11 protein-coding genes are annotated in these 14,344 nt (G+C 53.4%); 3 read left to right on the forward strand and 8 right to left on the reverse strand.

The features are described from left to right. Nucleotides 1-2: 2 nt before the first annotated feature. Entirely contained in the window at nt 3-995 is a 993-nt protein-coding gene (gene xylF / locus NP77_RS00845) for a D-xylose ABC transporter substrate-binding protein (protein ID WP_003849571.1), read from the reverse strand. A 344-nt stretch (nt 996-1,339) separates the two neighbouring features. Here xylF and xylA point away from each other — a divergent pair, with 344 nt between their 5' ends. The 3 genes from xylA (at nt 1,340) to NP77_RS00860 (ending at nt 5,147) form a co-directional block, all read left to right on the forward strand. Next, nucleotides 1,340-2,662: a xylose isomerase gene (gene xylA, locus NP77_RS00850; RefSeq protein WP_003849568.1), complete on the forward strand. Its 1,323-nt coding sequence runs from the start codon at nt 1,340-1,342 to the stop codon at nt 2,660-2,662. 17 nt (nt 2,663-2,679) lie between these two features. Continuing rightward, a complete protein-coding gene (gene xylB, locus NP77_RS00855) occupies nt 2,680-4,122 on the forward strand; it encodes a xylulokinase (protein ID WP_039658671.1) in 1,443 nt (480 codons plus the stop codon). A gap of 539 nt (nt 4,123-4,661) precedes the next feature. Continuing rightward, nucleotides 4,662-5,147 (forward strand): hypothetical protein, encoded by a 486-nt coding sequence (locus NP77_RS00860; RefSeq protein ID WP_039658673.1) that lies wholly within the window; start codon nt 4,662-4,664, stop codon nt 5,145-5,147. A gap of 1,216 nt (nt 5,148-6,363) precedes the next feature. On the opposite strand, the gene NP77_RS00865 is transcribed toward NP77_RS00860, so the two are convergent. The 7 genes from NP77_RS00865 to glmS all read right to left on the reverse strand — a co-directional run bounded on the left by NP77_RS00865 (nt 6,364) and on the right by glmS (nt 14,254). After that, nucleotides 6,364-7,605 carry an MFS transporter gene (locus NP77_RS00865; RefSeq protein ID WP_003849555.1) on the reverse strand — a complete coding sequence of 414 codons (1,242 nt, stop codon included), beginning with the start codon at nt 7,603-7,605 and terminating at the stop codon, nt 6,364-6,366. Nucleotides 7,606-7,709: 104 nt separating this feature from the next. Further along, entirely contained in the window at nt 7,710-8,444 is a 735-nt protein-coding gene (gene phoU / locus NP77_RS00870; RefSeq protein WP_003849553.1) for a phosphate signaling complex protein PhoU, read from the reverse strand. Between the two features lie 17 nt (nt 8,445-8,461). Continuing rightward, nucleotides 8,462-9,235, reverse strand: coding sequence for a phosphate ABC transporter ATP-binding protein PstB (gene pstB, locus NP77_RS00875; protein WP_003849550.1), 774 nt, complete (start codon nt 9,233-9,235; stop codon nt 8,462-8,464). Between the two features lie 44 nt (nt 9,236-9,279). Further along, nucleotides 9,280-10,170 (reverse strand): phosphate ABC transporter permease PstA, encoded by an 891-nt coding sequence (gene pstA / locus NP77_RS00880; RefSeq protein WP_003849548.1) that lies wholly within the window; start codon nt 10,168-10,170, stop codon nt 9,280-9,282. Continuing rightward, entirely contained in the window at nt 10,167-11,129 is a 963-nt protein-coding gene (gene pstC / locus NP77_RS00885) for a phosphate ABC transporter permease PstC (RefSeq protein WP_003849546.1), read from the reverse strand. The genes pstA and pstC overlap by 4 nt, the downstream gene beginning before the upstream one ends. Nucleotides 11,130-11,215: 86 nt before the next feature. Continuing rightward, nucleotides 11,216-12,259 (reverse strand): phosphate ABC transporter substrate-binding protein PstS, encoded by a 1,044-nt coding sequence (gene pstS / locus NP77_RS00890; RefSeq protein ID WP_003849544.1) that lies wholly within the window; start codon nt 12,257-12,259, stop codon nt 11,216-11,218. Between the two features lie 165 nt (nt 12,260-12,424). Then, nucleotides 12,425-14,254 (reverse strand): glutamine--fructose-6-phosphate transaminase (isomerizing), encoded by a 1,830-nt coding sequence (gene glmS / locus NP77_RS00895; protein ID WP_039658675.1) that lies wholly within the window; start codon nt 14,252-14,254, stop codon nt 12,425-12,427. Between the last annotated feature and the right edge of the window lie 90 nt (nt 14,255-14,344).

Here is a 14,344-nt window from a genome sequence, read left to right on the forward strand (position 1 = left end):
GGTCAGAGTTCGCTCTGTTTGTGGAAACCGTCTTTCACCACGGTGCTTTCGATATTGTCTTTGTTAACCGGAATCGGCTTCAGTAGCCGTGACGGCACATCTTTCAGGCCATTGTTCAGCGTGCTGTTGCTGGCGGGTGTTTTGCCCTCACCCAGTTCGACGGCTATTTTCGCCGCTTCGGTGGCCAGCTCCGTGATCGGTTTGTAAACCGTCATGGTCTGCGTACCCGCTTTGATACGTTTAATCGCGGCCAGATCGGCATCCTGTCCGGAGATCGCCACTTTTCCGGCCAGCCCCTGCGCGCTAAGGGCCTGAATGGCACCGCCTGCGGTGGCATCATTTGAGGCAACGACCGCATCAATGTGGTTACTGTTGGCGGTCAGGGCATTTTCCATAATTTTCAGGGCGTTTTCCGGCAGCCAGGCATCGACCCACTGATCGCCGACAATTTTAATGCTGCCGTTATCAATATAAGGTTTTAACACTTTCATCTGTCCGGCACGGAACAGGCGGGCGTTATTATCCACTGGCGAACCGCCCATTAAAAAATAGTTGCCCTTAGGCACCTGTTTCACAATGCTTTCGGCCTGCAACTCGCCCACTTTTTCATTATCGAAAGAGATATAAAAATCGATATCGGCATTATTTATCATTCGGTCATAGGCCAGCACTTTAATGCCTTCCCGTTTCGCTTCAGCGACAACGTTACTCAATACCTGACCGTTGTAGGGAATAATCACCAGCACATCGACACCGCGATTGATCATATTTTCAATCTGCGACATCTGTGTCTCTTCGTTGCCGTTGGCTGACTGAACAAACACCTTAGCACCCAGTGTTTCCGCCTGTTTAACGAAAATATTGCGGTCTTTCTGCCAGCGCTCAAGGCGCAAATCGTCAATCGCCATGCCGATCTTCACTTCTTTTGCCACGCTGGTCTGGCTGAACAGCGCCAGCGCCGCGCAGGCGGCGAGCAGTGCATGTTTCATCTTCATTGTGATCATCCTGTAGGTTGAGGCTATTGTCGTTTCAGGCCTATAAACCAGGCGGATGAATTGTTGCCCTTCTTCTCCGGTTACAGCAATTACTGATTTTTATCCGGCTATTACGTTTTTTGGTTTATTTCATTTTTTATGAGCGCGATCGAGGTTTCATCTTTTTAAGACAAGAGAGTGAACAGGTTAAATCATCCCGTTAATAACATTATTTTGCGAGACAGCGCACAAATAATAATTATCTGATGCCCGTTATGAAATATCGTAATTGAGCTGAAGCCACAGCCCCTATTGAATATTGCTTCAACGCAGACCATTCGGGTACTGATGCTAAGGAGCACACCATGCACGCTTATTTCGATCAGATCGATCGGGTTCGTTATGAAGGCACCCAGTCGACGCATCCTCTTGCTTTCCGCCACTACAATCCCGATGAGGTCATCCTCGGCAAGACCATGGCGGAGCATCTGCGCTTTGCTGCCTGTTACTGGCACACCTTCTGCTGGAATGGTGCAGATATGTTTGGCGTGGGGGCTTTTGATCGCCCATGGCAGAAAAGCGGGGATGCGCTACAGCAGGCAAAACTAAAGGCGGATGTGGCCTTTGAGTTTTTCCATAAACTGAATGTGCCGTGGTACTGCTTCCATGACGTTGATGTCTCACCTGAAGGTGATTCGCTGCACAGCTACAAAGAAAACTTTGCCGCTATGACCGATAAACTGCTGGAGAAACAGCAGGAGACTGGCGTGAAACTGTTGTGGGGCACGGCCAACTGCTTTACCCATCCGCGATACGGGGCTGGCGCTGCCACTAATCCCGATCCGGAAGTCTTTGCCTGGGCCGCGACGCAGGTCTGCAGTGCTATGCAGGCGACCAAAACCCTGGGCGGCGAAAACTATGTGTTGTGGGGCGGACGGGAAGGCTATGAAACGCTGCTGAATACCGATCTGCGCCAGGAGCGCGAGCAGATTGGCCGCTTTATGCAAATGGTGGTCGAACACAAACATAAAATTGGCTTCCAGGGCACGCTGCTGATTGAACCGAAACCGCAGGAGCCGACTAAGCATCAGTATGATTATGATGTCGCGACGGTGTATGGCTTCCTGAAACAGTTCGGCCTGGAGAAAGAGATCAAGGTTAACGTGGAGGCCAACCACGCCACGCTGGCGGGCCACTCTTTCCATCATGAAATCGCTACCGCTATTGCGCTGGGTATTTTTGGTTCAGTCGATGCCAACCGCGGCGATCCGCAGTGCGGCTGGGATACCGATCAGTTCCCGGTCAGCGTGGAAGAGAATGCACTGGTGATGTATGAGATCCTTAAAGCGGGCGGCTTTACCACTGGCGGCTTAAACTTTGATGCCAAAGTGCGTCGTCAGAGCACCGATAAATATGATCTCTTCTACGGTCATATTGGCGCGATGGATACCATGGCGCTGGCGCTGAAAGTGGCGGCTCGCATGATCAGCGATGGTGAACTTGATAAGCGTGTGGCACAGCGCTACAGCGGCTGGAATGGTGAGTTCGGTCAGCAAATTTTGAAAGGTGAGTTTTCACTGGAGGCACTGGCGGCGCATGCTCAGCAGCAGCAACTCAATCCGCAGCATCAGAGCGGACGTCAGGAGCAGCTGGAAAATCTGGTGAATCACTACCTGTTTGATTTCTAACCCTTCAGGAGCAGAGCATGTTTATCGGGATCGATTTAGGCACCTCTGGCGTCAAAGTGGTGCTGATGGATGCACAGGGCAACGTGGTGGCGACAGAAACGTCGCCCCTGCAGGTTTCGCGTCCACAGCCCTTGTGGAGTGAACAGGATCCCGAAAGCTGGTGGCAGGCGCTGGAGCTGGCTATGCAGGCGCTGAGCGCGAAGCAGGACCTGCGTGCAGTGCAGGCCATCGGGCTGAGCGGACAGATGCATGGTGCCACGCTGCTCGACAGTGCTAACCAGGTATTACGTCCGGCCATGCTCTGGAATGACGGACGCAGCGAGGCGCAGTGTCGTGAGCTGGAACGGAAGGTGCCGGATTCACGGGCTATCACCGGCAACCTGATGATGCCCGGCTTCACAGCCCCCAAACTGCTGTGGGTGCAGCAGCATGAACCGGCCATCTTCAGTCAGATTGCTCACGTGCTGTTGCCCAAAGATTATCTGCGCTGGCGATTAAGTGGCGACTTCGCCACTGATATGTCTGATGCCGCAGGGACAATGTGGCTGGATGTGGCGCAGCGTGACTGGAGCGATGTGATGCTGCACGCCTGCGATCTCCGCCGGGAGCAGATGCCGACGCTCTATGAAGGCAATGCCCTGACGGGCACTCTGCATGCTGAACTGGCAACACGGTGGAAGATGAACGCGGTGCCGCTGGCTGCGGGCGGTGGCGACAATGCTGCAGGTGCGATAGGTGTCGGCATGACCGAACCCGGTCAGGGAATGCTGTCGCTGGGGACATCGGGCGTCTACTTTGTGGTAAGCGACGGCTATCTCAGCAATCCGGCGCGCGCGGTACACAGCTTCTGCCATGCGTTACCGCAGCGCTGGCATCTGATGTCGGTGATGCTCAGCGCAGCCTCCTGTCTGGACTGGGCAGCAACGCTGACCGGATGCAAAGATGTTCCTGAGCTGCTGGCTGAAGCGGAGCGCGCACGCGATGACGTACCCGGGTTATGGTTTTTGCCCTATCTTTCCGGTGAGCGTACGCCGCATAACAACCCGAATGCACTGGGCGCCTTCTTTGGCTTTACCCACCAGCATGGCCGGCCTGAGCTGGCACGATCGGTGCTGGAAGGGGTGGGATTTGCTCTGGCGCAGGGCATGGATGTGCTGCATGAGTGTGGCGTGCAGCCAAAGAGTATTATGTTGATCGGCGGCGGCGCACGCAGCACCCTGTGGCGTCAGATGCTGGCGGATATCAGTGGCCAGACGCTGGACTATTGCCACGGAGGTGAAGTGGGTCCGGCTCTGGGCGCCGCAAGGCTGGCGCAGCAGGCGCTGAATCCGGAAGTCACCGTCCCGACGCCGACTCTGGTGCAGCGGCATCAACCGGATCCGGACAAAAGGGTACATTACCAGTCACGTCGGGAGACCTTTTCAATTCTGTATCAGCAACTTCTGCCGCTCATGAAGTAATCCGTCCAGGATGCCCGGTTTAGCAACCGTTTGGCCTGGCAACCTTCCTTATTGCTACTGCCTCTTACTGTTCAGCCGCTGCCGTATTAACGCGTCTCCTGGCGCAGTATCAATTAATGGCCCCCGTCGATAATAAGGTTTAATGCTGGCGTATGCCGATAAGCCAGGCTGGCGATGTTGTCTGCCGGTGTGCGAAGCAGGCGGATACTGTTTACCACCTGGCCCCACTATTCATTGCACTGACGCTTAATCAGTCAACACCAGAAAAGTGTATCTCAGCTAACTGCCAGCTTATTTCGCTGCTACACTAAAATGCTTCTGTTTTACGTAACGTGAAATTCAGCGTTGATTCAGATTGCGCGGGTTAAACCGGTTAAATACCTTCACGCAAATTAAAACGATTTTTTGGGCGCGCGCATTTAGTTCCAGGCGAGTTATGCAATCATTATCTGCCCGACAATAGAAACTATAATAATAAGAATCAATATCATTATCTTTCACCTGATATATTCAGGTCCAGTAATGCTTAAGGAATTAGCATGTTAAAAGCAATGAAATACTACATCAGCAATCATTATGAGAGCGGAACGTTGTTACATCGGGAAGGGTGTAATTTAATTCCGAAGTCTCTCGACGATCGGACATTTATTGGCACCCTTTATACAGCGCTGCAGGCAATGACCGTAGCTTTACAGCATCACCACGAAGTTGGCCGATGTCTGGTATGCCTGAAACAACCCAATAATGGTCAGGCTGACGCAATAGAAGAAGGAAGTATCAAATCTTTTACGAAGCCAGCTACCACCCTGGTTCGAAGGCCTGCGACCAAAGCAAAGAAGAGGCCTGCGATAGCAGGCCATACGTGCCAGCTAGCTGAAAGATCTGGCATCACACATGCTACGGTGATGCTGAATAAAAACCCTGAGCCCCAGCAGATATTGGGTCCTCAACGGGTGGTGAAGATAAAGAATGGCCTGCAGGTTGTTGCGGTGCAACATTCCCCCTTTCACTGGCAGAGTGAGTAGCCCCTGACAACAGAATAAAGTACCTGAAGCAAGTCGCTGACTTATGCCGCAAGCAGATTACTCCGCCTGCGGCTTTTTTTTGGTATTACGCTGTGCGGTAACGGCGCATTACATCCACACCCTGCATGACGATATTACCCACGCTCATCTGACGATAAAAAAAAGACCTGGATAAAATTGTTTAATGATTTACTGCCACAGGTAATAATAACGCTTATCAATCATACCCTTAATGTAACATTTACAGGCTCAGCCAAAGTTATATTGATCAAATATTTTGATCTTATTTTCGATTTAAGATCACAATTATTGAATCAAACCTCAGTGCGTATAAAATAAGAACTCTTTTAACTCAGGTTCTTATGGCTTTTTTTCTATGCCCTTATTCTTACTCATCGTAATGTTTTATGAAACGGACTAGTGTTTACGAAACAATAAATCAGTAACTTAGCAGAACTATCCTTCTTAGATTCTAAAGCAAAAAAAGATTTATCTGTACAAGGTATTTATTTAGCCCAAATAAAAATGTTTTTTAACTTTAAAATTAAATGCTAAATTTATTTAACGCAAACGAGCTAATGTGAAAACCGCAATCATATTAATTTCACATGGATTCAGACGCTGCTTTTACAGGTTATGGCTAACCTTAAAAAGCGCATTTTTAAATTTTCGTTTGTTACACACAGCAAAAGGATATGGCATGTATAAGGCCATGAAATTCTACGTCAGCGATCATTCAACCGGAGGATTGCTGCTGCATCGGATGGATTGTCCGCAGCTGCCTTCAGAGACAAGGCGGGCGTTTATAGGAAGTTGCTATACTATCAATCAGGCACTTAGCGTAGCCAGGATAAGCTATACGGGTGTGATTGCATGTCCATTCTGTGCCAGTAAGTCTGATATAAAATCCGTTAAGTCAGAAGCAAATTTGGTGTTAAAAAAAGCGACAAGACCCAGAAAGAAATTAATCTGATCAAAAATTGATCTCATCGGAATCTGACAATTTTATTGCCAGTGAGATTAATTGAGTGTGTAAGCTCTCTGAATAAATCCCTCTGTATCCGCTTGATATATGTTATCAACCGCACTCTATCCTGAAATAGAGTGCGGATTTTTTTCTCATCTTGCTGATCATCTACTGAGATGACGATTGTGAATCCTGTTGCTGAACCCGAATAGCTGAGATGACAGTCACAGCTCCTGCTTCAGGTGAGCATCAGCCAATGGCCCCCAGCGTATCTTCCTGACTCTGTTTCTTCGGCAGCAGGAACAGCGTTGCCACAATATCCAGCAGATAAATCAGCGCCAGCAGGGTAATCGCCGCTGTGAACGAGAACTGGCTCGCCAGCAGGCCAATCACGACCGGACCAAAACCGCCTACGCCACGCCCAAGGTTGAACAGGACGTTCTGCGCGGTGGCACGTACCTGTGGCGGGAAGGTATCTGAAATCAGCGCCCCATAGCCGCCAATCATGCCGTTAACAAACATTCCCATGATGGCGCCGGTAAAGAGCATGATGTTCGGGTCACGCAGCTGCGCATAGACCACCACCATCACGACAGCGCCAAACTGATAGAGCAGGAAAATTTTCCAGCGTGCAAAGCGATCGGCCAGCACGCCAAACAGCCAGATGCCAAAGGTCATGCCGACGACGGTCACGGCGGTCCAGAGGCCCGATTTTGTCAGGCTGAAACCAAAGCTGGAGGAGAGGTAGCTCGGCATCCAGATCATCAGCCCGTAGTAGCCAAAATTCTGGACGGAGCAGAGGATAAAAATGCCCAGGCTGGCTTTAGCGGTAGCGCGATCGCGGACCAGCAGCTTCAGGCGTGCCGGAAACGAGAGTGACGGCACATGTTTAACCTGTCGCTGATACGCCTCAGGTTCTCCCATCCCGCGACGAATGGCGAACGAGACCAGCGCAGGCAACAAACCAACCAGGAACATGCCACGCCAGCCGATAATATTCAGTAGCGGTGGCGTGATAAAGGCCGCCATCAGCACGCCCAGCTGCCAGCCGATACCGACCCAGGCTGAGGCACGATTACGCTTCTCCGCAGGCCAGGCTTCGGCAATCAGCGCCATACCGATCCCAAACTCGCCGCCCAGCCCCACACCTGCCAGCGTTCGCCAGGCGAGCAGATCCCAGTAGCCCTGCGCCACCGCGCACAGGCCGGTAAAGATAGAGAAGACCAGAATCGTGACGGTCAGCATGCGGATGCGACCATAACGGTCGCTGAGATGACCAAAGACGATGCCACCGATGACCGCGCCGATCAGCGTCCAGGTCACCAGCGATCCTGCCTGTGATGGATTGAGCGCCAGCGAAACACTGATAGCCGGCAGCATAAACCCGAGTATCAGCAGGTCAAATCCATCCATGGCATAACCGCTGACCGCAGCCAGCATCGCTTTGCCCGGCGTTACGCCCGGTTTTGATTGGGGAGAAGGAGACATCATTGCGCACCTCAGAGAGTAAAGTGCCGCAATTATAAAGAGAGTTCAGGAGGTGACCAATCAGAAAGGCTTATCCCTGCGCCTGTCTGGCACAGGGATAAGGTGTATCAGGAAGGTTTGTTGCTGCCATCGTCACCCGACAGTAATTCATCGAGCCGATCCCCGCCCACATGACGAAAATCCTGACCTTTGACGAAATAGAAGATGATTTCGCAGATGTTCTGGCAACGATCACCGATGCGCTCAATGGCGCGGGCGCAGAACAGTGCCGTCAGCACGCTGGGAATCGTGCGCGGATCTTCCATCATGTAGGTCATCAGCTGACGAACAATGCCTTCATACTCTTTATCCACCTTCTTATCTTCGCGGTAGATGGTAATCGCTTCATTGAGATCCATACGTGCAAAGGCGTCGAGCACATCATGCAGCATCTGCACGGTGTGACGTCCCAGCGACTCAAGGCTCACCAGCAGCGGAAGATGCTGTTGACCAAACTTCTCCAGCGCCGTGCGGCTGATCTTCTCCGCCACATCGCCAATGCGCTCCAGCTCGGAGATCGTTTTGATGATCGCCATCACCAGACGCAAATCGATCGCGGTTGGCTGACGTTTGGCGATGATGCGCACGCAGGCTTCATCAATCTCCACTTCCATCATGTTGACCTTCTGGTCGCCGTCGATCACCCGCTGCGCCAGTTCGCCATCCAGATTATGCATCGCGGTAATAGCATCAGTCAGCTGCTGCTCGACCATGCCGCCCATGATCATCACCTGGGTACGGATATGCTCCAGTTCGGCATTGAACTGACCGGAGATGTGCTTATTCAGATTCAGATTATCCATGTCGTTCTCCTGTCAGATCAGCCGTAGCGGCCAGTAATGTAGTCTTCGGTTTGCTTCTGCGCGGGCTTGGTGAACAGCGTGTCGGTGTCGCTGAACTCAATCAGTTCGCCCAGGTACATGAAAGCGGTATGGTCAGAGCAGCGTGCTGCCTGCTGCATGTTGTGCGTCACGATCACCACAGTGTAATCCTGCTTCAGCTCGGTGATCAGCTCCTCGATACGGCCGGTGGAGATGGGGTCCAGCGCGGAGCAGGGTTCATCCAGTAGCAGGACTTCCGGACGAATCGCGATGCCGCGGGCAATACACAGACGCTGCTGCTGGCCGCCGGAAAGACTGTAACCGCTCTGATGCAGCTTGTCTTTGGTTTCATTCCACAGCGCCGCTTTGGTCAGCGCCCACTGTACGCGCTCATCCATATCGGCACGTGACAGCTTTTCAAACAGACGCACGCCGAAAGCGATGTTGTCATAGATCGACATCGGGAACGGTGTCGGCTTCTGAAACACCATGCCGACGCGGGCGCGCAGCAGCGCGATATCCTGCTGTGTCGCCAGAATATTTTCGCCATCCAGCAGAATGTCCCCTTCGGCCCGCTGCTCCGGATAGAGTGAGTACATCTTATTGAAGGTACGCAGCAGGGTAGACTTACCACAGCCCGAGGGCCCGATAAACGCGGTCACCTCATTCTTAGCGATATCCAGATTGATGTTCTTCAGCGCATGAAACTTGCCGTAATAGAAGTTCAGATTACGGACCTGAATTTTATCGGCTGATGCTGTCGCGATACTCATAATTCATCTCTCTTATACGGCGCCGCTCAGGGCCGCGCCGGAAGTTAACCGTGTTTACCTTTGGCGAAAATGACCCGCGCGACAATGTTCAGCAACAGCACGCAAAGGGTAATGATCAGCACACCCGCCCAGGCCAGGCTCTGCCATTCGGCAAACGGGCTCATGGCGAATTTAAAGATGGTGACCGGCAGGTTCGCCAGCGGCTGCATCATGTCGGTGCTCCAGAACTGGTTCGACAGTGCCGTAAACAGCAGCGGGGCTGTTTCACCTGCGATGCGGGCAATCGCCAGCAGCACGCCAGTAATGATGCCGGAGACCGAGGCTTTCAGGGTGATGGCCGAGATCATCTTCCACTTGGGCGTGCCGAGCGCATAAGCGGCTTCACGCATGCTGTCTGGCACCAGACGCAGCATGTTTTCAGTGGTACGAATCACAATGGGCACCTGCAGCAGCGCCAGTGCAATCACCCCGGCCCAGCCGGAGAAGTGCTGCATCTTCGCCACCACCAGGGTGTAGACGAACAGGCCGACCACAATGGAGGGTGCTGAAAGCAGAATGTCGTTAATAAAGCGAATCACTTCTGACAGCGCCGATTTGCGACCATATTCAGCCAGGTAAATACCCGCCATGATGCCCAGCGGCGTACCAAAAAATGTAGACCAGAAAATCAGCAATCCACTGCCCGCCAGGGCGTTCGCCAGACCGCCGCCCGCGGTATTCGGCGGTGGCGTTGATTCAGTGAACAGGGACCAGGAAAGCCCATCTACGCCGCGCGTGACAGTGGTAAACAGGATCCACACCAGCCAGAACAGACCAAATGCCATGGTCAGCAGCGACAGCGTCAGCGCAATTTTATTTTTAGTACTGCGCCAGGACTGCATTTTACGGCGCGATGCGTCCAGCTCGGCACGCGCCTGAATTTCAATCGTGGTCATGAGCGCGCTCCTTCACTTTTCTGCAGTCGCATAATCATCAGCTTTGAAATCGCCAGCACGATAAAGGTAATCACAAACAGGATCAGTCCCAGCTCCATCAGCGCGGCAACATGCACGCCCGACTCCGCTTCTGCAAACTCGTTAGCCAGTGCTGAGGTAATGCTGTTACCCGGCATAAACAGCGACGGGCTGTCGAGCTGGTAGGTGTTGCCGATAATAAAGGTGACCGCCATGGTCTCGCCCAGCGCACGACCCAGTCCCAGCATCACACCACCAATCACGCCATTTTTGGTAAAGGGCAGTACGACGCGCCAGATCACTTCCCAGGTGGTGCAGCCGATACCGTAAGCAGACTCTTTCATCATCACCGGGGTCTGTTCAAACACGTCGCGCATCACCGAAGCGATGTAAGGGATGATCATGATTGCCAGAATCACCCCTGCCGCAAGAATACCGATACCAAAAGCGGGGCCGGAGAAGAGTTCGCCGACAATCGGAATGCCCGACATCACGTCATTAACCGGCGTCTGAAAATATTCGGCGAACAGCGGCGCGAAAACAAACAGGCCCCACATGCCGTAAACGATACTCGGGATAGCCGCCAGCAGCTCAATAGCCGTGCCCAGCGGGCGACGCAGCCAGGCGGGTGAGAGTTCAGTCAGGAACAGCGCGATACCGAAACTCACCGGCACGGCAATAATCAGGGCAATGATGGAGGTTACAAGGGTGCCGTAGATCGGTACCAGTGCACCAAATTGTTCGTTGGGCGCATCCCAGGTTTTGGTCCACAAAAAGGCGAAACCAAACTTCTGGATGCTGGGCCACGAGGAGATGATCAGGGAAACAATAATGCCGCCCATCAGTAACAGTACAATCAGCGCAGCCAGTCTGACCAGCGCGCCAAAAATCTTATCACCTTGTTTACCCGGGGCTTTGAATGCCGGCTTCGTTGCAGCCATAGAAGTCTCAGTCTTCAGAAGTTATCAGGGCGGCATGAGCCGCCCGTTGGGTCTGACCGGACCGCTGCCCGGTCAGGGTCGGTCAATTACTGATAAAGCGCTTTACCAGAACTGTCTTTGATGTTGGCTTTCCAGGCGGCGCGAATCTGCTCGGTCACGCTCTCTGGCAGCGCAGCATAATCCAGCGCAGTGGCGGTTTTGCTGCCTTTCTTGTAAGCCCAGTCGAAGAACTTCAGTACTTCAGCGCCTTTGGCCGCATTCGCCTGGTCTTTGTAGATCAGAATGAAGGTGGTTGAGGAGATTGGCCAGGCATCAGCGCCCTTCTGGAAGGTCAAATCCTGTGCGAACGATTTGCTCCAGTCTGCGCCTTTCGCGGCATTGCTGAAGCTGGTTTCGCTTGGTGCCACCGCTTTACCATCAGCATCCATCAGTTTGGTGTAGGTCAGGTTGTTCTGTTTAGCGTAGGCATATTCAACATAACCGATTGAACCCGGCAGACGCTGAACAAACGCGGCGACGCCGTCGTTGCCTTTACCGCCCAGACCCACTGGCCAGTTAACGGTGTTGCCTTTACCAATTTTGCTGTTCCAGTCCTGGTTCACTTTCGCCAGATAGCTGGTGAAGACGAATGAGGTGCCTGAACCATCAGCGCGACGCACCACGTTGATGTTGGTTTCCGGCAGTTTCACGCCCGGGTTAAGTTTGGCGATCGCCGGGTCGTTCCACTTTTTGATGGTGCCGAGATAGATATCGCCAACGGTCTTGCCATCCAGCGTCAGCTGGCCTGACTTGATACCGGGCAGGTTAACTGCCAGTACCACACCACCGATCACGGTAGGGAACTGGAACAGGCCATTTTTCTGCAGATCTTCATCTTTCATTGGCGCATCGGACGCACCGAAATCAACGGTTTTGGCGATGATCTGTTTAACGCCGCCAGATGAACCGATGCCCTGGTAGTTAATTTTGCTACCGGTGGCTTGCTGATATTCTGCTGCCCACTTGGCATAAACCGGCGCCGGGAACGTCCCGCCTGCGCCAGTGAGATCGGTGGCCGCAAAAGCAGATACCGCGCTTACGGCGAAGGTGGTGGCGAGGATTCGGGCTACGGTGCTACGCATCAGTGTCATGTTCCCTCCAGGGGAGAAAAGTCAGGCTTGGGGCCGTTTTAGTAAGAGTCTGTGATTGCTGCAGGAGGGAAAATAGGACAGTTTGATGACAGTGAAATGTACGAAATATGACAGTTATATGACAGAGAGCCGGAATGAAGTGGGCCCGCGACGGGGCCCACCAGGTTATTCCACGGTAACCGATTTTGCCAGGTTACGTGGCTGATCGACGTCGGTCCCTTTGATCAGGGCAACGTGATAGGAGAGTAACTGCAACGGCACGGTGTAGAAGATGGGGGCAATCACCTCTTCAACGTGCGGTAACGGAATAATCTTCATGCCGTCACTGTCGCTGAAGCCCGCATCCTGATCCGCAAACACATAGAGCAGGCCGCCGCGAGCGCGTACCTCTTCGATGTTGGATTTGAGCTTCTCCAGCAGTTCATTGTTAGGTGCCACCACGATCACCGGCATGTCCGCATCAATCAGCGCCAGCGGGCCATGCTTCAGCTCGCCTGCCGCGTAGGCTTCCGCATGAATGTAGGAGATCTCCTTGAGCTTCAGCGCCCCTTCCATGGCAATCGGGTATTGATCGCCACGTCCCAGGAACAGCGCGTGATGCTTGTCAGAGAAGCCTTCTGCCAGATTCTCAATCAGCTTATCCTGCGCCAGCATCTGCTCAATCCGGTTCGGCAATGCCTGCAGTGCATGAACGATCTCATGCTCAGTCTCGGCAGACATGCCTTTCAGACGGCCCAGTTTCGCCACCAGCATCAGCAGCACCGCTAACTGGGTAGTGAATGCTTTGGTGGAGGCGACGCCAATTTCGGTGCCCGCTTTGGTCATCAATGCCAGGTCAGATTCCCGCACCAGTGACGAACCGGCCACGTTACAGACCGCCAGCGAGCCCAGATAGCCCAGTTCTTTAGAGAGACGCAGCGCCGCCAGGGTATCTGCCGTTTCACCCGACTGCGACAGGGTGATCAGCAGGCTGTTTTTGCGCACTGCTGACTTGCGATAGCGGAACTCGGAGGCGATCTCCACATCGCAGGGCAGGTTAGCCAGCGACTCAAACCAGTAGCGTGATACCATGCCGGAGTTGTAGGAGGTGCCGCAGGCGATAATCTGGATATGCTCCACCTGGCTCAGCAGTGCTTCTGCGCCCGCGCCCAGCTCGCTGAGGTCAACCTGCCCCTGGCTGAACCGGCCACTGAGGGTGCTTTTCAGCGCCATCGGCTGTTCGTAGATCTCTTTCTGCATGTAGTGACGGTAAATACCTTTGTCACCGGCATCATATTGCAGGTTTGATTCGATCTCGGCACGCGTCACGGTGTTGCCTTCACGGTCAATAATCGTGACATCACGACGACTGATCTCGGCGATATCACCCTCTTCCAGATAGATAAAGCGGCGGGTCACTGGCAGCAGGGCCAGCTGATCCGAAGCGATAAAGTTTTCACCCATCCCACGACCAATAACCAGCGGGCTGCCGGAACGGGCCGCCACCAGCAGTGAGGGATCGCGGCTATCCATGATCACCATGCCATAGGCACCGCGCAGCTGTGGAATCACACGCAACACCACTTCGCGCAGTGAACCGCCCTGCTTCTGCTCCCAGTGAACCAGATGCGCCACCACTTCGGTGTCGGTTTCAGAGGCAAAGACGTAGCCGCGCGCGATCAGCTCAGCGCGCAGCGGCTCATGGTTTTCAATGATGCCGTTGTGCACAATGATAATGTGCTCTGAGATGTGCGGATGCGCATTCGCTTCCGATGGCTCACCGTGTGTTGCCCAGCGCGTGTGCGCAATGCCGGTGCCACCAATCAGCGGCTGCTGTTCAGCGGCTTCAGCCAGTTTCTGCACTTTTCCTAACCGCCGCAGGCGCGTGACGTGTCCCTGACGATCGACCACGGCCAGACCGGCCGAATCATATCCGCGATATTCAAGACGACGCAGACCTTCCAGCAGAATTTCTGCGATATCGCGTTGTGCTACTGCACCAACAATTCCACACATAATGATGTTTTCCTGACTACATGGCTTTTCGCCACTTCTGTTGTCATGCGACCTGATATCCGGCTTTGCCGGTTCCCCGAGCCTTGTAGA

Source organism: Pantoea sp. MBLJ3 (genome assembly GCF_000816655.1).
Taxonomy (GTDB): domain Bacteria; phylum Pseudomonadota; class Gammaproteobacteria; order Enterobacterales; family Enterobacteriaceae; genus Pantoea; species Pantoea eucalypti.

What these genes read in the sequence shown, in the direction of transcription:
- xylF (WP_003849571.1), bottom strand. Translation starts at nt 995, where the DNA reads ATGAAGATGAAACATGCACTGCTCGCCGCCTGCGCGGCGCTGGCGCTG.
- xylA (WP_003849568.1), top strand. Translation starts at nt 1,340, where the DNA reads ATGCACGCTTATTTCGATCAGATCGATCGGGTTCGTTATGAAGGCACC.
- xylB (WP_039658671.1), top strand. Translation starts at nt 2,680, where the DNA reads ATGTTTATCGGGATCGATTTAGGCACCTCTGGCGTCAAAGTGGTGCTG.
- NP77_RS00860 (WP_039658673.1), top strand. Translation starts at nt 4,662, where the DNA reads ATGTTAAAAGCAATGAAATACTACATCAGCAATCATTATGAGAGCGGA.
- NP77_RS00865 (WP_003849555.1), bottom strand. Translation starts at nt 7,605, where the DNA reads ATGATGTCTCCTTCTCCCCAATCAAAACCGGGCGTAACGCCGGGCAAA.
- phoU (WP_003849553.1), bottom strand. Translation starts at nt 8,444, where the DNA reads ATGGATAATCTGAATCTGAATAAGCACATCTCCGGTCAGTTCAATGCC.
- pstB (WP_003849550.1), bottom strand. Translation starts at nt 9,235, where the DNA reads ATGAGTATCGCGACAGCATCAGCCGATAAAATTCAGGTCCGTAATCTG.
- pstA (WP_003849548.1), bottom strand. Translation starts at nt 10,170, where the DNA reads ATGACCACGATTGAAATTCAGGCGCGTGCCGAGCTGGACGCATCGCGC.
- pstC (WP_003849546.1), bottom strand. Translation starts at nt 11,129, where the DNA reads ATGGCTGCAACGAAGCCGGCATTCAAAGCCCCGGGTAAACAAGGTGAT.
- pstS (WP_003849544.1), bottom strand. Translation starts at nt 12,259, where the DNA reads ATGACACTGATGCGTAGCACCGTAGCCCGAATCCTCGCCACCACCTTC.
- glmS (WP_039658675.1), bottom strand. Translation starts at nt 14,254, where the DNA reads ATGTGTGGAATTGTTGGTGCAGTAGCACAACGCGATATCGCAGAAATT.